Source organism: Pseudomonas sp. MYb193 (genome assembly GCF_002966775.1).
GTDB lineage: Bacteria > Pseudomonadota > Gammaproteobacteria > Pseudomonadales > Pseudomonadaceae > Aquipseudomonas > Aquipseudomonas paracarnis.
Map to the genome: position 1 here is coordinate 2,450,784 of NZ_CP023269.1, position 22,698 is coordinate 2,473,481.

The 22,698-nt window shown below is 61.4% G+C and carries 15 protein-coding genes and 2 pseudogenes; 8 read left to right on the forward strand and 9 right to left on the reverse strand.

What is annotated here, in order from left to right:
* Positions 1-7: 7 nt before the first annotated feature.
* Complete coding sequence (locus CLM72_RS11490; protein WP_256595381.1) at positions 8-2,050, reverse strand: TonB-dependent receptor; 2,043 nt, start codon at positions 2,048-2,050, stop codon at positions 8-10.
* Between the two features lie 236 nt (positions 2,051-2,286).
* Here CLM72_RS11490 and CLM72_RS11495 point away from each other — a divergent pair, with 236 nt between their 5' ends.
* Positions 2,287-3,270: an AraC family transcriptional regulator gene (locus CLM72_RS11495; protein ID WP_236265713.1), complete on the forward strand. Its 984-nt coding sequence runs from the start codon at positions 2,287-2,289 to the stop codon at positions 3,268-3,270.
* A 9-nt stretch (positions 3,271-3,279) separates the two neighbouring features.
* Here the strand turns inward: CLM72_RS11495 and CLM72_RS11500 are convergent, their stop codons facing one another.
* The 5 genes and pseudogenes from CLM72_RS11500 to CLM72_RS11515 all read right to left on the reverse strand — a co-directional run bounded on the left by CLM72_RS11500 (position 3,280) and on the right by CLM72_RS11515 (position 10,271).
* On the reverse strand, positions 3,280-4,542 hold the full coding sequence (locus tag CLM72_RS11500; protein WP_105226514.1) for a carbohydrate porin: 1,263 nt from the start codon (positions 4,540-4,542) through the stop codon (positions 3,280-3,282).
* Between the two features lie 57 nt (positions 4,543-4,599).
* Positions 4,600-7,008 carry a glucose/quinate/shikimate family membrane-bound PQQ-dependent dehydrogenase gene (locus CLM72_RS11505; protein ID WP_105226515.1) on the reverse strand — a complete coding sequence of 803 codons (2,409 nt, stop codon included), beginning with the start codon at positions 7,006-7,008 and terminating at the stop codon, positions 4,600-4,602.
* Between the two features lie 290 nt (positions 7,009-7,298).
* Positions 7,299-7,835: pseudogene (locus CLM72_RS29585) on the reverse strand (methyl-accepting chemotaxis protein); the annotation flags it as partial.
* Positions 7,836-8,162: 327 nt separating this feature from the next.
* Positions 8,163-9,242, reverse strand: a pseudogene (locus CLM72_RS29590) (cache domain-containing protein); the annotation flags it as partial.
* 138 nt (positions 9,243-9,380) lie between these two features.
* A complete protein-coding gene (locus CLM72_RS11515; protein ID WP_003190542.1) occupies positions 9,381-10,271 on the reverse strand; it encodes a bestrophin family protein in 891 nt (296 codons plus the stop codon).
* Between the two features lie 329 nt (positions 10,272-10,600).
* Here CLM72_RS11515 and CLM72_RS11520 point away from each other — a divergent pair, with 329 nt between their 5' ends.
* On the forward strand, positions 10,601-11,452 hold the full coding sequence (locus CLM72_RS11520; protein WP_169922168.1) for a hypothetical protein: 852 nt from the start codon (positions 10,601-10,603) through the stop codon (positions 11,450-11,452).
* A 2-nt stretch (positions 11,453-11,454) separates the two neighbouring features.
* A complete protein-coding gene (locus tag CLM72_RS11525) occupies positions 11,455-12,483 on the forward strand; it encodes a GGDEF domain-containing protein (RefSeq protein ID WP_072448543.1) in 1,029 nt (342 codons plus the stop codon).
* Between the two features lie 396 nt (positions 12,484-12,879).
* Here the strand turns inward: CLM72_RS11525 and CLM72_RS11530 are convergent, their stop codons facing one another.
* Positions 12,880-13,179: a helix-turn-helix transcriptional regulator gene (locus CLM72_RS11530; RefSeq protein WP_105226517.1), complete on the reverse strand. Its 300-nt coding sequence runs from the start codon at positions 13,177-13,179 to the stop codon at positions 12,880-12,882.
* A gap of 90 nt (positions 13,180-13,269) precedes the next feature.
* On the opposite strand from CLM72_RS11530, the gene CLM72_RS11535 reads away from it, so the two are divergent.
* The 3 genes from CLM72_RS11535 (at position 13,270) to CLM72_RS11550 (ending at position 17,657) form a co-directional block, all read left to right on the forward strand.
* Complete coding sequence (locus CLM72_RS11535; protein ID WP_105226518.1) at positions 13,270-14,361, forward strand: NADH:flavin oxidoreductase/NADH oxidase; 1,092 nt, start codon at positions 13,270-13,272, stop codon at positions 14,359-14,361.
* 205 nt (positions 14,362-14,566) lie between these two features.
* Positions 14,567-16,696, forward strand: a complete 2,130-nt coding sequence (locus CLM72_RS11540; protein WP_105226519.1) for a TonB-dependent siderophore receptor — start codon at positions 14,567-14,569, stop codon at positions 16,694-16,696.
* Between the two features lie 361 nt (positions 16,697-17,057).
* Positions 17,058-17,657: a hypothetical protein gene (locus CLM72_RS11550; protein ID WP_034126738.1), complete on the forward strand. Its 600-nt coding sequence runs from the start codon at positions 17,058-17,060 to the stop codon at positions 17,655-17,657.
* Positions 17,658-17,664: 7 nt separating this feature from the next.
* On the opposite strand, the gene CLM72_RS11555 is transcribed toward CLM72_RS11550, so the two are convergent.
* Both CLM72_RS11555 and CLM72_RS11560 read right to left on the reverse strand, forming a co-directional pair.
* Entirely contained in the window at positions 17,665-18,387 is a 723-nt protein-coding gene (locus CLM72_RS11555; RefSeq protein WP_034126739.1) for a FadR/GntR family transcriptional regulator, read from the reverse strand.
* Between the two features lie 48 nt (positions 18,388-18,435).
* Positions 18,436-20,172 carry an IlvD/Edd family dehydratase gene (locus CLM72_RS11560; RefSeq protein WP_003190553.1) on the reverse strand — a complete coding sequence of 579 codons (1,737 nt, stop codon included), beginning with the start codon at positions 20,170-20,172 and terminating at the stop codon, positions 18,436-18,438.
* A gap of 191 nt (positions 20,173-20,363) precedes the next feature.
* Here CLM72_RS11560 and CLM72_RS11565 point away from each other — a divergent pair, with 191 nt between their 5' ends.
* Together CLM72_RS11565 and araD1 are read left to right on the forward strand one after the other, a co-directional pair.
* A complete protein-coding gene (locus CLM72_RS11565) occupies positions 20,364-21,686 on the forward strand; it encodes an MFS transporter (protein WP_105226521.1) in 1,323 nt (440 codons plus the stop codon).
* Between the two features lie 16 nt (positions 21,687-21,702).
* A complete protein-coding gene (gene araD1 / locus CLM72_RS11570) occupies positions 21,703-22,695 on the forward strand; it encodes an AraD1 family protein (protein ID WP_060763640.1) in 993 nt (330 codons plus the stop codon).
* Positions 22,696-22,698: the final 3 nt, after the last annotated feature.

Below are 22,698 nucleotides of genomic sequence, written 5' to 3' on the forward strand. Positions count from 1 at the left end.
GGCCGGTTCAGAATTGATAGGTATAGCCCACGCCCAACGTACGCCGCCGCGATGGCCCGCCGTAGGCTACCGGCTCACTGTAGAAACCGTAGGTGTCGTACGTCTGGTTCAACAGGTTGTCGGCGAACGCATAAACTTCCCCGAACTTGCTCTCCAGCCCAGCCCGCAGGTCGAGCTTCTCGTAGTTATCCAGGTTGAAATGATTCTGCGGATCGGCCGCGCGTTCACCCACCAGGTGGTAATTGAGGCTGGTGTTGAGAGTGGTATCACCCAGGCTGGCGATGCTGCCCAGTGGGTGCTTCCAACTGGCGTTGAGGTTGGCGCTCCAGCGTGGCACATCCGGGGTGCGGTTGCCGGCTGCGACGTCACCGGCCTGGATGCCTTGCACGCCACGGGTGATTTTGGCATCGAGGTAGGTGGCGCTGGCGGCCACGGTCAGGCCCTGGTCGAAGCGCCAACTGCCTTCCAGCTCGGCGCCGCGGGTGCGGGTGTCGGCGTTGAAGGCGTTGGTGGCGAAGGTCGCCGCGTCATAGCCGAGCAAATGGTCATCGTGCACGCGGGTATAGAACAGCGCGCCATTGAGGCTGCCACGACCCTCTTCGGTCGTGCTTTTGAAGCCCAGTTCAGCGGCTTTGCTGACGGCGGCCTTGTAGGGGGCGCTGTCGCTGACCTGGGAGGCATAGTCGTTGAACCCGCCGGATTTATAGCCCCGTGCCAGTTGCACATAGACGTTGGTCTGTGGGGTGATCGCATAGCTCAGGGCGGCGCGGCCGGTGCCGTAGTGGTCGGTCAGTCTGCGCGAGTCGTCCACGACGCTGGTGCCGGCGAAGTATTGGCCGTTGTAAGTCTTACGGTCCCAGGAGTGGCGGTAGCCGGTGGTGAGTTTCAGGCGTTCGCTGAGGGGGAAGGTCACTTCGCCGTAGCCTGCGTAAGTGGTGGTGGTGAAGTCGCGGAACCTGGCGCTGGACGTGCCGTAGGTGTTGCGCGGGGTATCGTAACTGCGTTCGTTGCGGCTGGCGGCGACGCCGGCGACCCAGAACACTTCAGCGTCGGGCAATGAGCCCAGGTGCACGTCCTGGCTCCAGTTGCGTTCGAAGGATTTGTCCACCACCCAGAACTCGCTGGGCGTGCCGTAGAGGGCGCCCATCAGTTTGCTGTCGTAGGCGATCAAACCCGTGAAGTCGGCGGTGCCAGTAGCCGTGGTGGACGTCAGGCGGCTGTTGGCGAAGTCGTGATCGGCTTTGAGGGTGTAGCGCTCGGTGGTCTTGTCGTTGTCGTCGAACAGGCCGGGTGTCAGGTCCAGGCTCGGGTGGCTGCCGTAGGGGCGCAACACCAGGGAGTTGGTGGCGCGTTCGGTTTGCTGGCGTTCGGCGCTGAGCAACAGGTGGGTGTCATCGTTTAGGTCCCACAGCAGACTGCCGCGATAGGCTTCATTGCGTGGCTTGGTGATGGGGTGGTGGGTCTGGTCGTTGTCGATCCAACTGTCGTAGCCGGCACGCCGCACTGCCAGGCGGCCGCTGAAGCGATCACTGAGCGGGCCGCCGATGGCGCCTTCGGTGAGGAACTGGCCTTTCTGGCCGACTTCGCCACGCACATAACCTTCCAGTTCGCGGGTGGGTTGGCGCGTGGTGATATTCACCGCGCCGGCCTGGCCGATGGCGCCGGACAGTGTGCCCTGGGGACCCTTGAGCACTTCGATGCGATCGATATCCAGTGTGCCGAAGCCCAGGCTGCGCGACGACACCGGCACGCCGTCGATATTGAACGCCACCGAGCTGTCATCCATGGACATTTGATACAGCGAACCGACGCCGCGGATCAGCACGTTGAAATCATTCGGCCCGCCGGAAGAATTCACGCTGACGCCGGCGGTGGTGCGCAGGGTGCTTTCGAGGGTGTCGAGGCGTTGTGTGCGCAGCTGTTCGCCGCTGATTACGCTGACGCTGATAGGCACGTCCTTGGGGTCTTCCTGGGCCATGCGTGCGGTCACTGTCGAGGCTGGCAGTTGCAATAGCTCGCCAGAGGCAAAGGCAGAAGGGGACAGTGTCAAAGCAATCGCTATTGTTATACTATTACATTTGTAGCAAGATTGACGGATAGCCGTCGTGTTGCCTCGTGCAGACATGATGGGACCTTGACTGAACAGGTTGATCGAGGCGCGTTGCGCAGGGGCAGCGGCGGTTTGATAAAGCGTGCGGCGCTCCAAATGCTAATAATTATCAATTGCAAGATTCTACCCTGATGTGATCTGATTCGAGCCGTATCCGGTCAGCCAGGAGATTTACGATGTCAGCCGTTCAAGGAGGCGCAGGGGAGCCGATGCCAGTCTCGCGAATCATTACGGGCGGGTATGGGAGTGATCTGGGGCCAGGGGCGCATTGCCGCGTCACCCGCATGACGCTGCAGGAGGGCTTGGATATCGTGCGTTGGCAAAGCACGTTCGAGCAGCCGGTTGAACTGCCGCTGCAGGACGACAGCGAATGCATTCACTTCAGTTTTACCAACTCGCTCAAGGGCAAGGCTGCGTGCAGCTTTCACGATGGGCGCCGGCAACGTCGCTATGCGATTGATGAAGGCGCGGGCAATATCAGCTTTGGTCGCTGCCGCCATGGCCTTTATCACCAGCACGGCGAAATCGACAACATCACCGTGATGATCCGCCCCGAGCTGCTCGCTCAGTGGGAATTGAAACTCGACCCGCTGCTGAACAAAGCCTTGGCCTGCGAGCATTGCTTCCTCGACGGCCATCGCAGCGGCGAAATGAGCGCCACCGCGCACATGCTCGGCCTGGCCATGGACCACGGCACCCAGCTGGCGCCGGCCCAGCCACGCAGCAGCCTGTGGTTGTACGGGCAGAGTGTCACGCTGGTGAGCTTGTTCCTGGAAGCGCGCCAGGACGCTGAATGCACCTGCCGGGTCAGTCACACCGACCGTCAGCGGTTGGTGCGTGCTCGCGATCGTTTACTGGAAGACCTGGGCAAAGCGCCGAGCCTGTCGGAGTTGGCCCGTGAATCCGGTTTGAGCCAGCCCAAGCTCACGCGCGGATTCCGCCAACTGTTCGCCAACAGCGTCTACGGCATGTTCCAGCAGACCCGCATGATCCAGGCGCGCAGCCGCTTGATGAGTGGCGATGAATCAGTGATGCGCATCGCCTCGGACCTGGGGTATGCCAACGCCAGTCACTTTGCCACGGCGTTCCGTAAACAGTTCGGGATCAACCCGTCGATGCTCAAGAACGGTGGCCGCGGCAAATCCTTGGGGGCTGGCTGAGGCAGGCGGTCAGAATATCGCTTTGACCTGCAAGCCCAGCACCAGCGCATTGTCGATGCTCTCACCGGAAAACGCCCCCGGCTCGATGATGTATTGCATATCCGGGCGCAAGGTCAGCCAAGGCGTGGCCTGGTAGCCATAACTGAGTTCGATCAATTGTTCGGCGCTGTCGATTGAGGGGTAGGACGCCCCGGCATTGAACGCAGCCAACTCTTGCACATCACGGCTGCGCGGGTTCGGCACCGCGCGGCCATAGCCCAGGGCGACGGTATCGCGCGGGCGACCTTCGAACGGCTTGTACAGCACCACGCCTGCGCCATACCACTTGGTGAACGGCGAGGCCGCTTCGCTGGCGGCAGAGTACTGGCCGAAGGCGTGCAGGCTACGGCCTTGGGATGATTGTGAGGCCCACACAGCCTGGTCGATCAAGAGGTAGTGACCGCCACGCCCGCTGACGTCCTTGTTGCTGCCAATGCGTTTTACATCGGAACTGTCGTAGTAATAACCGAGCTTGTATTCACCGGGCAGTGCGCCCGCATGCTTGTAGATAAGCTCGATGGGCACCACGGTGCCGGTGGTGTGCTTGGGCCCCAGGTGCCAGGCACGGCTGGAGTTGCCGTTGCTGGACGGGTCGACATTGAACGCCGCCACGCGCAGTTGCCAGTTGGGCGAAAAGTCGTATTTCACCCGGGCACCGAGGTGCGCATTCGGGTAGTTGGCCCAGCCGCTGCCGCCGGACATGTTCAGCGGATGCCCGCAGAACCCGGCGTTCATGAAGTTGCACAGGATGCCGCTGTCCAGGCCGCCGAGATCATTGCCCATGGCCATATAGCCCAGCTTGAGGTTCAGCGCCGGGGTGAACAGCGTGCGCTCGTAGCTCAGCTCGGTGAGGCGCGTGTAGAGGCCGCCGTAGTTTTCCTGGATCGGCAGGCGGTTGCCCACCAGGTCCTCGGAGGCGCTGTTGCCGCGTCGGTCGTTGAGGGTCAGCTGGATGCGGTCGCCGTTGTTGAAGCCGTAGAGCTTGCCCAGGTCGAACTGCACGCCGAGCTTGATATTTTGCGAATAGCGCGCCGAACGGTGCTGGCCGCCGTGGGCGTTGTAGGCGGTCTCGCCGCTGTAGTCACCGGTAAAGCGCACACCTTGCGCGTCGAGTTCGCGGCGCAGGCCGCCCCAGTCGCCGGTCAGGGTGGTGTCGTCGGCTTGAACGGGCAGGGCGGCCGCAAAGGCCAGGCCCAGCGCCAGGCGCCAGGCGGTATGAGGAGTAGGGGTCATGGGGGATCTTTCCAAACACAAAGCGCGGTGCCGGAGCACCGCGCGAACAGAGGGCGGTTACGGCAGGGCGTAGGCGATCACGTAGTCGCCACGGTCGGTGGACTGGCGTGCGCCGCCGGCGGTGACGACGATGTATTGCTTGCCGGTTTTCGGCGACACGTAGGTCATCGGCCCACCCTGGCTGCCGACGGGCAGGCGGGCTTTCCAGATTTCATCGCCATTGCCGCTGTTGAAGGCGCGCAGGTAGAAGTCCTGGGTGCCGGCGATAAAGATCAGGCCGCCTTGGGTGGACAGCGTACCGCCCAGGGTCGGCAGGCCTACCTTGATCGGCAGGTGCATGCGGATACCCAGGGGGCCGGTGTCTTCAACCGTGCCCACCGGTACTTGCCAGGCGACCTTTTGCGTCTTCATGTCGATGGCGGTCAAGGTGCCGAATGGCGGTGCCTGGCATGGGATACCGGCCACCGACAGGAAGCGGTTTTTGTTCACCGCATACGGCGTGCCCTTGAGCGGCACGGCGCCCATGCCGGTGTTCAGCGCTTCACCACCGGAAGAGGCCTGGGCCTTGTTCTGCGACGGTATCATCTGGATCCACAGGCCCAGGCGCATGTCGTTGACGAAGATAAAACCGTGCACCGGGTCGGTGGAAATGCTGCCCCAGTTCATGCCGCCCAGGGAACCCGGGAAGCTCAGGGATTTATCGGTGCCCGGCGCGGTGTACAGGCCGTCGTAGCGCATGCCCTTGAAGTCGATGCGGCACAGCAACTGGTCATACGGCGTCGCGCCCCACATGTCCGATTCGGTGAGGGTTTGCGCGCCGATCTGCGGCATGCCCACGGATTTCGGCTGGGTCAGGGAATACGGCTCGTTGGGAATGTTCGCGGCTTTGACCGGCACTTCCTGCACGTCCGTCAGCGGCTTGCCGGTGGCGCGGTCGAGCACATAGATCTGCCCGGCCTTGGTGCCGATGACTACGGCCGGTACGGCCTTGTCGCTGCCTGGCGGGGTGAAGTCGATCAGGCTTGGCTGCATCGGCAGGTCGAAGTCCCAGAGGTCGTTGTGAACCGTCTGGTAGACCCACTTCTCGGCACCGGTGGAGGCGTCGAGTGCCAGCACCGAAGCGCCGTATTTGTGGTTGAGCTGGGTGCGCTCCACGCCGTAGATATCGGTGGACGAGCTGCCCATCGGCAGAAAGACCGTGTTCATCAGCGGGTCGTAAGACATCGGCGCCCAGCTGTTCGGGGTGCTGCGCACGTAGGTGGCATCGCCCGTCGGGGCCTGCTTGTCTTCAGGGTTGCCTGGGTCGAAGGCCCAGCGCATCTGACCCGTGATCACGTCAAAGCCACGGATCACGCCACCGGGCATATCGGTCTGCACGTTGTCTGCCACGCGACCGCCGACTACGACGGTGGTACCGGCCATCAGCGGCGCCGAGGACAGTTGGTAGTAGCTGTCCGGCACATTGCCCAGGCCGGCCTTGAGGTCCACCTGGCCATGGGTGCCGAAGTCTTCGCAGAACTTGCCGGTGTCGGCGTCTACGGCGATCAGGCGTGCATCAATGGTGTTGGTCAGCAGGCGACGCTGGCACTGCGCACCGGCAGGCACGCTGGCGGCCAGGACCGGCGAGCTGTCGGGCTGGGTCGGCTGGGCAATCGGCGCGCTGGCGTCGAAATACGCCATGCCCCGGCAACGCTGCCACACTGCCGATTTGGCGTTGACTTCGTTTTTCCACAGTTCTTTGCCGGTGTCGGCATCCAGCGCGATCAGGTTGTTGTGCGGGGTGCAGATAAACACTTTGTTGCCGATCTGCAGGGGCGTCAGTTGGTCTTCGGCACCGTTACCGTCGCTGATGGCCACGTCGCCGGTGTGGTAGGTCCAGGCGACCTTGAGCTTGTCGATGTTGTCGCGGTTGATCTGGTCCAGCGCGGCGAAACGGCTGCCACCTTCGGTATTACCGTAGTGGGCCCAATCTTTCTGCGCATCGGCCGCAGCCACCGGGGTGATGCCCGGGCCTGCACCGGTGGGCGCAACGCTGGGGTGCGCGACAAACATATTGCCCGCTGCCACCGCCACGCCCAGCGCCAATACGGCGGCGACGCCATAGGCACCCCGCGCCGGTTTGCCGGCCAGTAACGGATACACCAGTGCGACCACCACGCCAATCACCGCAAACATGAACAGTCGCGAGAACAGCGGCCAGTATTGCAGGCCCACGTCGGCCAGCGCCCACACGGCGGTAGCCACTAGAAACGCGGCGAACAACCAGGCGCCGGCAGGCTTGCAGCGGGCAATCAACAGCCCGGAGATGGCCATGACCACGCCGCCCAGCAGGAAGTACCAGGAACCTCCCAGGCTGACCAGTTTGGCGCCGCCGACGGCAAGCGCAAGGCCGAGCAGGGCGATGACGACGCCCAGGCCCAGGAGTAAGAATCTAGAGACGCCAGCGGCGCGCGATGCTCGTTTCATGTCGAATGGACTCGAGTGAGAGAGGGCAAAGACGCGATTTTAGCAAGATAAGTAACCGGTTAGTACATTTGAGTCCTGCAATAGACTGCTGCAGGTACTGCGATGATGGGCAGGGCCGCCTCTGAGGCGGCATAGATGGACCCGGCGACGCGTACCCTGTGGCGAGGGAGCTTGCTCCCGCTGGGGCGCGAAGCGGCCCCGCTCTTAATTTAAAAGACTGGGACTGCTACGCAGTCCAGCGGGAGCAAGCTCCCTCGCCACGGTACAGCGCTGCCTTTATTGGGCGGGCATCAGAACTTGAAGCGCCCCACCAGCCCATTGAGCTGGCCGGAAATATCGGTCAGCCGCCCTGAACCGGTCTGCGCCGAATGCGCAAAGCCTTCCACCAACTGCGCGTCGGCGTGGATCTGCGCGATATGCCGGTTGATCTCTTCGGCCACCTGGTGCTGCTCTTCGGCGGCGGTGGCGATCTGAGTGTTCTGGTCGCGAATCGAGTCCACCGAGCCGCGGATCTTGTCAAAGCTGTCGCGGGCCTGCTGGATGCGCTCCACGCTGGTGTTGGACACCAGCAAGCTGCCTTGCATCTGCTGGGTGACTTCCTGGGTGCGGCGGGCGAGGTTGCCCAGCAGGCTGTCGATTTCGCCGGTGGAGTCGGCGGTGCGACGCGCCAGTGCACGCACTTCATCGGCGACCACCGCAAAGCCGCGGCCCTGGTCGCCAGCGCGGGCGGCTTCGATCGCGGCGTTGAGCGCCAGCAGGTTGGTCTGTTCGGCAATCGAACGAATGGTGTCGAGGATGGTGTTGATGTTCTGGCTGTCTTGCTCGAGCAACTGCATGGTCTGTGTGGATTTTTGCAGGTCTTCGCTGAGCTTGAGCACGCTGCCGGTGGCTTCGCCGATGTGCTGCTGGCCGGTGTGCACATCGCGATAGCCCTCATCGGCACTCGTGGCGGCGGCGCTGCATGAACGCGCGACTTCGTTGGCGGTGGCGACCATCTCGTTGAACGCGGTGCTCACCAGTTCCACGGCTTCGCGCTGGCGGCCGGCGGCCTGGTTCATATTGTTGGCCACGGCGCTGGTGTCGGCGGCGGCGGTTTGCAGGTCTGAGGAGGCGTTGCCGATGCGCTGCACCAGTTGCGCGATCATGCTCAGGAACTGGTTGAACCAGCCGGCCAGGCTGGCGGTTTCATCCTTGCCTTGCACTTTGAGCTGGCGCGTGAGGTCGCCTTCACCTTCGGCGATTTCCTGCAGGCCGTCGGCCACACCGCGAATCGGACGCACGATCACACGGGCGAAACTGGCACCGACGATTGCGAACACCACGGCCAGTACGGCGGCGATCGCCGCGATCAACCACGTCAGGCGGGTGGCGCCGGCCATCACTTCGTCACGCTTGATCAGGCCGATAAAGCGCCAGCCCAAGTCTTTGGAACTGACCACGTTAGCCATGTAGGCCACGCCATCGATGCTCACCTCGGTCACGCCATCGCCGTGCTTGGCCAGTTCGGCGTAGTTCGCGCCCAGGCCCGACAGGGGCTTGAAGTTGTGCGTGGCATCGCTGGGGTCCACCAGCACGTTGCCGTCGGCTTCCACCAGCATCAGGTAGCCGCTGTCGCCCAGCTTGATGGTGCGCACCAGCTCGGTGAGTTGCTTGAGCGACACGTCCAGGCCAACCACCCCAAGGACGTTACCCGTGGCATCCGCGACGGTGCGCACGGTGCCGATCAGCACCACATCGTCCGGGGCCCAGTAGTAGGCGCCTGTGCGCACGGTCTTGCCTGGCGCTGCAATGGCGGCCTGGTACCAGGGGCGGGTGCGCGGGTCGTATTGCGTCAGCTTGGCGTCGTCCGGCCAACTGGCGTAGCCGCCATCGCTCAGTCCCAGGGACAGGTAGGCGGTACTGGGGTGGCTTTTGGCGAACTGATCAAAAATCGCCAGCAGTTCGGTGTTGGTCGGCGTCAGCGGAATTTGCGCTGCATCGGCGCCGGCGTAGTTCTTGAGGTTCTTGGCCGCGATCACACGCAGGTCTTTGGCGACGAAGTCGACATTCTGGCTGATGCCGTCGAAAAACTGCTGCATGCCATTGTCGATCTGGCGGATCTCGCGGCCGCTGCTGTCGAGGAAGTTGGCCAGCGCACCCTCGCGCAGGTTCAGCACCACGATAATGGCGACCAGGATGACCGGCACGCACGCGATGGCCGCAAACGCCCATGTCAGCTTCTGCTTGATATTCATGACTTCACCCGCGGGTATTTATAGTTTTGGCAAGGGGAGAAAAATGGGTACTGCGTGTCGCAGGCGTTTTTGTGAGAGGCGAGGCCATGCGTACCCTCGGTATATCGGCCGAGGGAGTTGGCACTTGAGGAGGGGGCTTCAGGCGATCGGGTCACCGACCAGGGCATCGCGGCGCATCGACTGCAGGTTCTTCTCGATGGTTTCGCAGATGCTTTCCATCTGGATCTGGTGTTCGCTGGAATTGAACGGACTTTGCAGGTCGGTGCCGATGCGTTCGATGGCCAGCAGCATGAAGCCCACGACTGTGGAGGCCAACGGCGTGAACCAACCGAGCGATTCGACCAGGCCTACCGGCACGATCAGGCAGAATAACGAAATAAATAGCCGCGGGAAGTACACGTAAGGGTAGGGCAGTGGCGTGTTGGCAATCCGCTCCATGCCGCCCTGGGCGTTGGAGAGGTCCACCAGGGTCGACTCCAACCGCGCCAGGCGGATGCTGTCCAGGCGCCCGGCCTGGTATTCGCGCGCCAGCAACGAGGCCGAGCCGGTGAGGATGTCATTGGCGAAGTTATTGGTGGCGCCGTTGCGCGCAAATTCTTCGGCGGGGATAAAGGCTCGCACTTCCTCCGGGCACGGCTGGCCCTTGAGGTGCGCAGCCAGGCAATTGACGTAAGCCACGTGACGGCGCAACAGCGTCGACTTCACCGGGTTCACCTCACCAGGGGCGTCATCGAGCAGGGTCAACACTTGCCGGGCAAAACTGCGCGAGTTGTTGACCATCGCACCCCACAGCGTGCGTGCTTCCCACCAGCGGTTGTAGGCGCTGCTGTTGCGAAAACTGATCAGCACCACCAGTGCCGAGCCGAGCAAGGTCAGGGGCATCAGCGGCAAATTGATCTTGGCAGTGAGAAACAGCATGAAATCCACCGTCACTGCCACATCCCACAACAACAGCCAGAACAACGCCCAGCCCACATAGCCCATGGTCTTGATGATCAGGCGGTATTTCTTCAGAAGGGCAGCTTTCAAACGAGAACCTCGCGGCGGGCGGTTGGCAACAATCCCCTGTTACGACGCCGCCGAGGAAGGAAGGTTCGCAGTGTGCTGAATCGATTAGTTCTCTAACCGCCAGGCGGAGAGAATGTAACCAAAGGTTGCGCGCAAGTGTGTGCCACGGGGCATTTGACTGTGGAACAACTTTGGTACTGATGACGTCTTGTCCGGCAATCGCTGTACATTGCGTTCGAGGCAAAAAGCCATTAATGGCAGGGATTTTGAAGTGATTTGTTTTGGGGCCGGGCTGCAGGGATTTCGTAGCTGAGATCAGTGGCATCAAGTTGGATGATCAGGGCTCTTTCATGCGTGTCAGTTCGTTGAAGTTGGCTATGTGTAATACCGCGCAAGCGCTCGAACGTCATAAGGATTTTGAATCGTGCATGAGAGCGCATTACCACGTGCTGCTCGTGCCCTATTCGAGACGACCGTTTTTCTACAAGAGTGCCCTTAAATACAGCCGCTTGATGGTGTCGTTTGCATTATTGAGCCAATACTTTTCCACACCGCTGCCGTTGTTGGCAGAAGTTAAAGCCTTGTGCGTAACGCGCAAATATTGTTCGAAAAACAGCCTGGAATCGATTTTTTTGCTATTCCGGGCCCTGGGTTTCATGGAGGTTGCGCCGCACCCCGAAGACAGTCGCTTCAGGGTGTATGCACCCTCGGATGAAGCCTGCCGCGAAGCGCGGTTGATGCTCACCGCCCTCACGGAGTCGTTGGCGCTGCTCTATCCCGAAAGGGAAGTGTTCCGGCAGATGCGGGACCTGGATGATCGCGAGTTCCTGGCGCTCTATTTCAAAGGCTTCGCCATGATTCTCGCCGCCGAATTGACGGTGGATGTTTTGCTGCCCGAATGTTATTGGCTGGTGAAGCGCGACGCCGGCCATCTGTTGATGCTGGCGATCTACAACGACGCCTTTGCCCCTGAGAACGACCGCGCCACCTTCCGGTCGTCTTCCTACCTGGCCTTGGCCAAGCAACTTTCCGTGTCCAAGACCCACATTATCCGTATGGTGCAGGAGGGGGTTGAAAAGGGTTATTTCAAAGCCCACTCCAAAACCCGGCTGGAAGTTCTGCCACCCTTTGCCAGCCTGGTAAAGCGGTTCATGGCCTTTTCATTTGCGATGGGCCTGCATGCTATTGAGATGGGAGCGTAAGGATGCCTGCTAACTTGAAGTTGCGGCCCAGAATGCGCAGTTTGTTGTCACCTGCGGTGACCCAAGCCGAAGGGGTAGGGATTATTGCCTGGGTCGGCATGCTCCTGATTCCTGCGGCCCTGAAGTTGAATTTTTATATGTTGGGCGTCACGGTGGGCCTGCTGATTGTTTGCCGGGTACATGCTACCACCACGAACTTTCTGCTCTGGCGAGTGCTGGGGGTCACCTATATGGTGTTGTTGTCCGTCGGCTTCGCTTATCTGATTCATATGAACAAAGAGTTGCGTATCTATGGCCTGCCGTTGGCCGTGACTCTGGTGGTGGGCAGCGCGATCTTGTTTATCAGTGTCCAGGATTACCTGGCCGATGCGCTATTGATCTGGCTGATCCTGTGGCCGCCCATGCAGGCGGATATATACGTTGGCACCGAGGTGTATTTGCTGCTGTTCTGCGCGGCGTCGGTGTCCATCGGGTTTATCTTGAGTTATTCCTACTTGAAGAACCTGCGTTCGGTATTGCTGGTGGAAAGCGAGTTTCGCGCCTTGGCCGAGACCGACTACCTGACCTCCATTCTCAACCGGCGCGCTTTTATGCAGAGCTTCGAGAAGTTGCTCGGTGGGGAGCAGGGCGGCTACTTCATCATGTTGGATATCGACAGTTTCAAAGAAAAAAACGATCTGTATGGCCACGACGTGGGGGACAAGATTCTGCGCGCCATGGCCCTTTGCCTGAAAAACGCCAAGGGCAGCCACAGCTTTGGACGGATCGGCGGGGAAGAGTTCGGCGTGTTATTGCAGGGCGACGATGTGGAGGTGGCCTGTGATTATGCCCTGGACTTGTTGCAAGCGATCCGCAGCAGTGTGCCTGCGCCCCACCATTACACCTGCAGTGCGGGGATGGCGCGTTTTTCGCCGGGCGACGAGTTGTCGGCCGTACTCAAGATGGCTGACAAGAACCTGTACGGCGCCAAGCGCAATGGCAAGGACTGTGTGCACCTGGACGGCGCGCTGTTAAAGGCGGTCTTGTCCTGAGGCTTGGCGTCTAGTGCATAGGTATCTGCACAACTTTCCAAGTTGCAGCAGCCAACGCCAACCACGATGCGAAGCGAGCCGCTCTTGATCTTGATCTGCTTTTGATCTTAAGCGCCCCGTTAAACCACGCTGGCGGAAAGTGGCTGTTACCGCAGGAATGGATATGTACTCGGTATAACTGTGCCGGCTGTCAGGCCGCCTTCGCGAGCAAGCCCGCTCCCACAGTTGGATTGTGGGGTGTCAGGTAGATATGGGGCGACTGTCAGGCCGCCATCGCAGGCAAGCCAGCTCCCACATTTGGATCGCGGTGCGTCAGCTAGATCAGCGCCGGCTGTCAGGTCGTTACGGGAGCAAGCTCCCTCGCCACAGGCCCGGCGTCGCGCCGAAGTTATGCGTCTAGTGTTGTGACAACACGCTGGCCAGCAACCCAGGGAAGCGGCTTTCCAGTTCGTCACGGCGCAACGAGTTCATATGGGTGGTGCCCACATTGCGGGTGTGCACCAGGCCGGCATCGCGCAATACCCGGAAGTGATGGGACATGCTGGACTTGGGTCGCCCACCGTCCAGTTCGCCACAGGTGGCCTCTGGCACGTTGGCCAGGCAGCGCACGATGTCCAGGCGTACGGGGTCGCTCAAGGCGTACAGCACACGCTCAAGCGTCAATTCTTGCGGGGTAGGGTGTTTGAAGGCTCGCATGGGGCGGATGATAACAGGGGGGTAGCGTTCAATACCATAGTTCGATTACCATCGAACTATCGAATCACCCACCCCTTCCTGGAGTTCTCAATGTCGGCTTTGTTCGAACCGTTCAAACTCAAAGATGTGACCTTGCGCAATCGCATTGCTATCCCCCCGATGTGCCAATACATGGCCGACGACGGCATGGTTAACGACTGGCACCACGTCCACCTGGCCGGCATGGCCCGTGGTGGAGCCGGCCTGCTGGTAGTCGAGGCCACCGCGGTCGCCCCTGAAGGACGCATCACCCCAGGCTGCGCCGGGATCTGGAGCGACGCCCACGCCCAGGCATTCGTGCCCATGGTCAAGGCCATCAAGGCCGCCGGTTCGGTGCCGGGCATTCAGATCGCCCACGCCGGTCGCAAAGCCAGTGCCAATCGCCCCTGGGAAGGTGATGACCACATCCCGGCCTCCGATCCCCGTAGCTGGGAAACCATCGCCCCCTCTGCCATCGCGTTTGGTGCCAACTTGCCCAACGTACCGCGTGCCATGACCCTGGAAGACATTGCCCGCGTGCAGCAGGACTTCGTCGACGCGGCTCGCCGCGCTCGCGATGCCGGCTTTGAATGGATCGAGCTGCACTTTGCCCACGGCTACCTGGGCCAGAGCTTTTTCTCTGAGCATTCCAACCAGCGTACCGATGCCTACGGTGGCAGCTTCGACAACCGCAGCCGCTTCCTCCTCGAAACCCTGGCTGCGGTGCGTGAAGTCTGGCCGGAAAACCTGCCGCTCACCGCCCGGTTCGGTGTGATCGAATACGACGGCCGTGATGAGCAGACCCTCACCGAGTCCATCGAACTGGCCCGCCGTTTCAAGGACGGTGGCCTGGACCTGCTGAGCGTCAGCGTCGGCTTTACCATTCCTGACACCAACATCCCATGGGGCCCGGCCTTCATGGGCCCGATTGCTGAGCGTGTACGCCGTGAAGCCGGTATTGCGGTGACCTCGGCCTGGGGCTTCGGCACGCCGCAACTGGCGCAAGGCGCACTGCAGGCCGGGCACCTGGACCTGGTTTCGGTGGGGCGCGCACATTTGGCTGACCCGCACTGGGCCTACTTTGCCGCCAAGGAACTGGGCGTGGACAAGTCCTCCTGGACCTTGCCGGCGCCTTACGCGCACTGGCTGGAACGCTATCGCTGAGGTATGCCTGCGCGTTGCATGAGCCACTCGATTGAGTGGCTTTTTTTCGCCTGTGGTTTTTGCGTTACCCACTGGAGACACAGCAGATACGTGAAAAATAACAAATGAGAACCGATATCAAACGAGAATGCCTTGATATATGATGCGCGGCGAATTCTTGGCAGGTTTGCCGTCCCATCTGGCTCATTCACTAGGTTCTACACCCATGCGTCGTACCCTGATTTCCATCTGTGTGCTCCAGGCGTTTTTCCCCTTTGCGTGGGCAGAGCAGATGCCTGCCGAGAACCCCAGTATCGAGCTGCAAGCGACCAATGTCACCGCCACCGCGGACCTTGAGTCGGCCCAAGGCCCCGTGCAGGGCTACCACGCCACACGCTCAGCCAGTGCGACGCGCACCGACACCGCCATTCATGAAACCCCGCAGTCCATCAGCGTAGTGTCCAAGGACGTGGTCGAAGACCTCGGTGCAACGCGCTTGCAGGATGCCCTCGATTACGCGGGCGGCGTGGGCCGTGCCAACAATTTTGGCGGTCAGGGCCTGACCACCTTTACCGTGCGCGGCTTCACCACCGGTGAGTTCTACCGCAACGGTTTCCCGATCAACCGCGGGTACCCGAACATGCCGGACGCCAACACCATCGAGCGTCTGGAAGTGCTGCGCGGCCCCGCGACCATGCTCTACGGCCGTGGCGACCCAGGCGGCACCTTCAATGTGGTGTCCAAGCAACCGCTGGCCGAACGCACCGTCACCCTGGGCAGCCAGCTCAATGACCAGGGCATGAAGCGCGGCACCCTGGATGCCTCCGGCCCGCTGGACGAGGAAGGCCGCCTGGCCTATCGCCTGAACGTAGTGGGCGAGGGCGGCGACACCTTCCGCGATCACGTCGAGACGGAACGCTACGGCGTGACGCCGGTAATCACCTGGCAGGCCACCGATGACACCAAGGTGACCTTCGAAGGCGACTTCATGCGCAACAACCACCCGCTGGACCGTGGCCTGACGCGCTTCCCCAACCAGCGCGGCACGCCCTCGCGTGATACGTTCTGGGGCGACAAGGACGCTGGCAAGCTGCACAACGACAACAACATGGCGCAGTTGCGTTTCGAGCATGCACTGAGCGACAACTGGACCCTGGGCGGCGGTTTCCAGTGGTTGGATGGCAGTTTGAAAGGCAATGCCATCGAAGCCAACGGGCCGGGCAGCCTGGGCGCTGATGGCCGCACCCTGCAACGCAACTTCAACTACCGCAAGCTGGAATGGACCGACAAGGACTATCAGCTCAACCTGACAGGACACTTCTCCACTGGCGGCTTCGATCACACCTTGCTCACCGGTATCGAATACGAGGACTACGACTACAAGTCGATTATCCAGCGTTCCAGCGCCGCGGCGGGCACCTATCCAATTGACATCTTTGACCCGGTGTACGGTCAACCCCGTCCGGCACTGACCCGTACGCCGACCCACGACAAAGAAAACCTCAAGACCTACGCCGCTTTTGTACAGGACCAGGTTGCCCTCACTGAGCGGCTGAAAGTACTGGCCGGTGCCCGCTTCGAGCGTTTCGAGCATGACTACCAGAACTATGTAGGTAAAAGCTGGCAGGCCGCCGACAACGCCGTCACCCCGCGCGTGGGTGTGATCTACGACCTCACCGACACCCTCGCGGTCTATGCCGATGCTGCGCGTTCGTTCAAGCCCAACACTGGCGCCAGCCGCGAAGGCGGTGGTTTTGCGCCGGAGAAAGGCAAGTCCTACGAGATGGGTATCAAGTGGGAGGCGCTGGACCGGCAGTTGAGCGTGGATGCGGCGATCTATCAGATCGAGAAGAAGAACGTGCTGACCACTGATCCCGTGGACAATACCTTCAGTGTCGCGGCCGGCCAGGTGCGCAGTCGGGGCTTCGACCTCAATGTGGCAGGCAACCTCACGCCCGAATGGCGCGTGATCGGCGGTTACGCCTATGTAGATGCCGAAGTCACCCGTGATAACACGTTGCGCTCCGGCACACGCTTGATGAACATCCCGCGCAACAGTTTCAGCCTGCTCAACGTCTACGAGTTCCAGGACGGCGCGCTCAAAGGCCTGGGCCTGGGCGCCGGCGGCAAGTACGTCGACCAACGTGCCGGCCAGACCGCCAATACGGCATTCTCCATGGACGCCTATACCGTGGTCGACCTGCTCGGCTACTACAAGGTCAATGAGCACGTGCGCTTGAATCTGGATGTGAAGAACCTGTTCAACCGCGAATATGAAGAAGGCGCGTTCGGCAATATCTACGCCTACCCCGGCGCACCGCGTACCGTGCAGGTGGGCATCGCCTACACCCTGTGATGAACAGCTGCGGTACCACGCAGGGCCTGTGGCAAGGGAGATTGCTCCCGCAACGGCCCCTATCTACCTGACGCTACGCGTTCCAACTGTGGGAGCTGGCTTGCCTGCGATGACGGCCTGACAGCCGACACTTCTCTACCTGACCCCCCCACATTTGGAATGCGGCGCGTCAGGTGGATATGCGTCGGCTGGCAGGCCGTCGCGGGAGCAAGCTCCCTCGCCACAGTGGCCTGCATCAGCTTCCCTGTCAGGTTTGACAGTAGACACTGGCGGGCGATCGAGGGATGTTTGCTCGTAACGTGCCAGCGCAGCGGCCGGCGCTCATTGCTTTTCGAAGCCACGCTTAATAGGGATATTAAAAATGGAACGGGAACTGATCGAGAAAGCTGAAGACCTGATCAAAAAGACCAACGATGCCGAGCGTCTGTTCACCCGGTACGCCACCAAGTGCTACACATCAGCCTTGCAAAAATATGCCAAGGAGATCAGCGAAACCTCCTATACCTATCTGCTGGCCGAGCTGGCCGAAAGTTCGCTGAGTTCGGAAATTCTCGGCCGTCCAGGCGCCAATATCAGCCTGGTCAGGATCGAGATAGAGGAGGTCATGCTCGAAGCCGATGTGATCAAGAAATTGAAGCGGGCCGAAACCCATTACCTGGAAACCCTGGAATCGGTGCGCAAGTTCGAAGACCTTAAACGCTTCGAGAAAATGCAGGACACGTCCGATATCGTCCGCTCGATAAAACTTGGCGTGTCACGTTTCAATATCCTGTTTGTCATCTTGCTGATCGGTGGGTTGACCTGGGCGGCAATCAATCTGCCTAAAGAAGCCTTGGCGTTGATTTCCGCTGCGATCGGCGGCGCTATCACTCACTTGCTGTCCGAGCGCCAGGCCGTGCTGGCGCTGAAAAAAGAGGGCGATAACACCTGCCCCAGGGCCAACAATAACAGTCAGGAATGACGCGGGCTCACAACGGCGTCAACACGTTCATCACCGTATCCAGCGCCACCCGCGTGTCATCCAGTTGCACCAGCGACGCATGCCGTGCGCCCAGGGCATCGCGGTTCTGGATCGCCGTGAGGATCGCTTTGTGCCGAGGCAGACTCAGGCCCTGGATATCCGGACGGCGGTTGGTGATGTTGATCGACTCGCGCAACGGCAGCGAGAGCATGTTGCACATATAGGCGAGCAGGTCGTTGCGGGTGGCGTCGGCAATCGCCCGGTGGAAGTCCAGGTCGGCCTGTAACAGGTCCTCGTGGGTCTTGGCGGTTTCCATGCCTTGGTAGGCTTGTTCGATGGTGGCGATGTCTTCGTCGGTGGCGGTGGTCGCGGCCATGGCGGCGATTTCCGGTTCGAGAATGCGGCGCACCCCGGCCAGGGTGTTGAAGAACTCGCTGTGGGGCGTGGACTGCATCAACCAGGACAGCACGTCCGGGTCGAGCAGGTGCCATTTCAAGCGTGGCCGTACCACCGCGCCCACCCGTGGCTTGGAATACACCAGGCCCTTGGCGCTGAGCACCCGCGTGGCTTCGCGCAATACCGAGCGGCTGACCTGGTATTCCTCGCACAGCGTGGCTTCCATGGGCAAGCGTTCTTCAGGCTTGAAGCGACCGGAAACGATGTGCATGCCCAAGTCCTGAACGATCTGGGCATGCTGGCTCTTGCGCGGCTTGGGCGGCTGGTGATCCATAACGACGGGGAGGCTCTGGCTTAGATTCGCCGCATCATAGCATCCCAATTAGTGGGAATGCCGTGGGACTTCTGCGCCGCGGCAGCCCACCAGGAAGTCAAAGTCGCAGCCCTGGTCGGCTTGCAGCACATGGTCGATATACAGCTGACGATAGCCGCCGACGATGAGGTTCTGCGCGGGGGGCAGGTCGGCCATGCGCGCTGCCAGCTCGGCGTCTGGAATATCCAGGTGCAGGCGGCCATTGGCGCAATCGAGTTCGATCCAGTCACCTTCCTTCACTGTCGCCAACGGCCCGCCAGCAGCGGCTTCCGGTGCCACGTGCAACACCACGGTGCCGTAGGCGGTGCCGCTCATGCGCGCATCGGAAATGCGCACCATGTCTGTCACGCCCTGGGCCAGCAGCTTGGCGGGCAGGCCCATGTTGCCGACTTCGGCCATGCCGGGGTAACCCTTGGGGCCGCAGTTCTTCATGACCAGGATCGAATTGGCATCCACGTCCAGCTCCGGGTCGTTGATGCGTGCCTTGTACATGTCGAAGTTCTCGAACACCACGGCGCGGCCACGGTGCTGCATCAGTTCGGGGCTCGCTGCCGAAGGCTTGAGCACCGCGCCCAGGGGCGCGAGGTTGCCACGCAGTACGCAGATGCCGCCGTCGGCGCGGATCGGGTTGTCCAGCGTGCGGATCACTTCGTCTTGGCCGTAGATCGGCGAATCCTTGGTGTTCTCGCCTAGGGACTTGCCGTTGACCGTCAAGGCGTTGGGGTGGGGGATCAGGTTGGCCTCACCCAGGCGACGCAGCACCGCGGGCAGGCCGCCAGCGTAGTAGAACTCTTCCATCAGAAAGCGCCCGGAGGGCTGCAGGTCGACGATGGTCGGCATGCCGCGGCCGATGCGGGTCCAGTCATCCAGGTCGAGTTCGACGCCGATGCGCCCGGCGATGGCTTTCAAGTGGATCACGGCGTTGGTCGAGCCGCCGATGGCCGCGTTCACGCGGATAGCGTTTTCAAACGCCTCCTTGGTGAGGATTTTCGACAGTTTCAAGTCCTCACGCACCATCTCCACGGCGCGCATGCCCGACATGTGCGCCAGTACATAGCGGCGTGCATCCACGGCCGGAATCGCCGCGTTGTGGGGCAGGGAAGTGCCCAGTGCCTCGGCCATGCAGGCCATGGTCGAGGCGGTGCCCATGGTGTTGCAGGTGCCTGCCGAGCGCGACATGCCGCCCTCGGCCGCGAGGAAGTCATCCAGGGTGATGGTGCCGGCCTTGACCTGTTCGCTGAGCTGCCACACCACCGTCCCCGAGCCGATGTCCTGGCCCTTGTGCTTGCCGTTGAGCATCGGTCCGCCGGTGACCACGATGGCCGGCACATCACAACTGGCCGCGCCCATCAGCAGCGCCGGGGTGGTCTTGTCGCAGCCGGTGAGCAGTACCACGCCATCAATCGGATTACCGCGAATCGCTTCTTCCACATCCATGCTCGCCAGGTTGCGAGTGAGCATGGCGGTAGGGCGCAGGTTGGATTCGCCATTGGAAAACACCGGGAACTCCACCGGGAAGCCTCCGGCCTCGATCACGCCACGCTTGACGTGCTCGGCGATCTGGCGGAAGTGCGCATTGCACGGGGTCAGCTCCGACCAGGTGTTACAGATGCCGATGATCGGCTTGCCATGGAACTGATGGTCGGCAATGCCTTGGTTCTTCATCCAGCTGCGGTACATGAAGCCGTTTTTGTCGGCGGTACCGAACCACTGGGCAGAGCGTAGGCCGGGCTTTTTGTCAGGCATGATCGTTTCTCTTATTGTATGACTATATGTTCTATGCGTGCTTAAACATAAGCGCAAAATCACCGCTTTGGAAGTGTTGTTTTGCAAATAGTCATACTATATAGTCGATGTTAACTGAGGTATGGCCCTGGCGAATTTCGCCAGAGGCGTCCCCCGAGCTTCTATAAAAACAACAATCGGAGATCGACCCCATGAGCCAGGAACTGCGGCTTATTCGGCGCATCACGCTGAAACTGATTCCCTTCCTGATCCTGCTGTACCTGATCGCCTATGTAGACCGTTCCGCCGTAGGGTTCGCCAAACTGCACATGGGTGCCGACGTTGGCATCGGTGACGCTGCCTATGGCTTGGGCGCGGGCTTGTTCTTCATCGGCTACTTTTTGTTCGAGATCCCCAGCAACCTGATGCTCGACCGCTTCGGCGCGCGGCGCTGGTTTGCGCGCATCATGATCACCTGGGGCGCCATCACCATTGGCATGGCGTTCGTGCAGGGGCCGCACAGCTTCTATGTGATGCGCTTCCTGCTGGGCGCGGCGGAGGCGGGGTTCTTTCCTGGCGTGCTGTACTACATCACCCAGTGGTTCCCGGTGCGCCATCGCGGCAAGATTCTCGGGCTGTTCATCCTCTCCCAACCTATTGCAATGATGATCACCGGCCCGGTGTCCGGCGGTTTGCTCGGCATGGACGGCATCCTTGGCCTGCATGGCTGGCAGTGGCTGTTCATCGTGATCGGCAGCCCGGCGATCCTGCTGACCTGGCCGGTGCTGCGCTACCTGCCGGACGGCCCGAAGCAGGTCAGCTGGATGAGCGAGGAAGAAAAAACCTGGCTCACCGGCGAGCTGCACAAAGACCTGCAAGCCTACGGCCAGACGCGCCATGGCAACCCCTTGCATGCGCTCAAAGACAAGCGCGTGTTGCTGCTGGCGCTGTTCTACCTGCCGGTGACCCTGAGCATCTACGGCCTCGGCCTGTGGCTGCCGACCCTGATCAAGCAGTTTGGCGGCAGCGACCTCACCACCGGCTTCATCTCCGCGGTGCCCTATATCTTCGGCATCATCGGCCTGTTGATCATCCCGCGCAGCTCCGACCGCTTGAACGACCGTTACGGCCATCTCGCCGTGCTCTATGTACTGGGCGCCATCGGCCTGTTCTGCAGCGCCTGGCTTGCCGTGCCAGTGCTGCAAATGGCCGCGCTGTGCCTGGCGGCGTTTGCCATGTTTTCCTGCACCGCCGTGTTCTGGACGCTGCCGGGGCGCTTTTTTGCCGGCGCCAGTGCGGCGGCCGGTATTGCCTTGATCAACTCGGTGGGCAACCTCGGCGGTTACATCGGCCCGTTCGTGATCGGTGCGCTCAAGGAGTACACCGGCAACCTGGCCTCAGGCTTGTATTTCTTATCCGGTGTGATGGTGTTCGGGTTGCTGCTGACCCTCGTGGTCTACCGCTTGCTGGAACGCAAGCACGTGCTGCCCGTTGACCAATTCGCCGCCAGCGCCCGTGGCGCCACACGTACTTAAATCCAGGAGAACCTGCATGCGTTTAGTTCAGTTCGAGTTGAGCAACGGTGAGCGCCGCGTCGGCGTGGTAGAAGGCAACCAGGTACGCGAAGTGCGCGGCGCCCACAGCGTGCGTGAACTCGCGCTGGCCGCCATCGATGCCGGCGGCAAGTTGCAGCAACAGGTAGAAGCCCTCGGCCTGGGCGGCAGCCATGACTACGCCGCCTTGTTGGCGGAACACAAAATCCTGCCGCCGCTGGACCACCCGGACCCAGCCCATATGCTGATCAGCGGCACTGGCCTCACCCACCTGGGCAGTGCCTCGGCCCGCGACAAGATGCACCAGCAGGCCGGCGACGACAGCGCGATGACCGACACCATGCGCATCTTCAAATGGGGCGTGGAGGGCGGCAAACCAGGCGCCGGCCAGGCCGGTGTGCAACCGGAGTGGTTTTACAAAGGCGATGGCAGCATCGTCGTGCGCCCGGGCCAGGCCTTCCCGGTGCCGCCGTTCGCCGAAGACGCCGGCGAAGAGCCGGAAATCGGCGGCCTCTATGTGATCGGGCATGACCGTAAACCCTATCGCCTGGGTTTTGCGGTGGGCAACGAGTTCTCCGACCATGTGATGGAGCGCAAGAACTACCTGTACCTGGCCCATTCCAAGCTGCGCAGTTGCAGCTATGGCCCGGAGTTGCGCGTGGGCGAACTGCCCGAGCATCTGGCGGGCACCAGCCGCATCCTGCGCAACGGCGAGGTCATCTGGCAGAACGAATTCCTCAGTGGCGAGGCCAATATGTGCCACAGCCTGGAAAACCTCGAATACCACCACTTCAAATACAGCCAGTTCCTCAAGCCGGGTGATGTGCACATTCACTTCTTCGGCACCGCCACCTTGTCATTCGCCGACGGTATACGTACCCAGCCGGGCGATGTGTTCGAGATCAGCCAGGCTGAATTCGGCGCGCCGTTGATCAACGGTATCGGCAGCAGCGATGCGGCATTTGAACCCGGCCAAGTCACCCCCCTTTAAGGA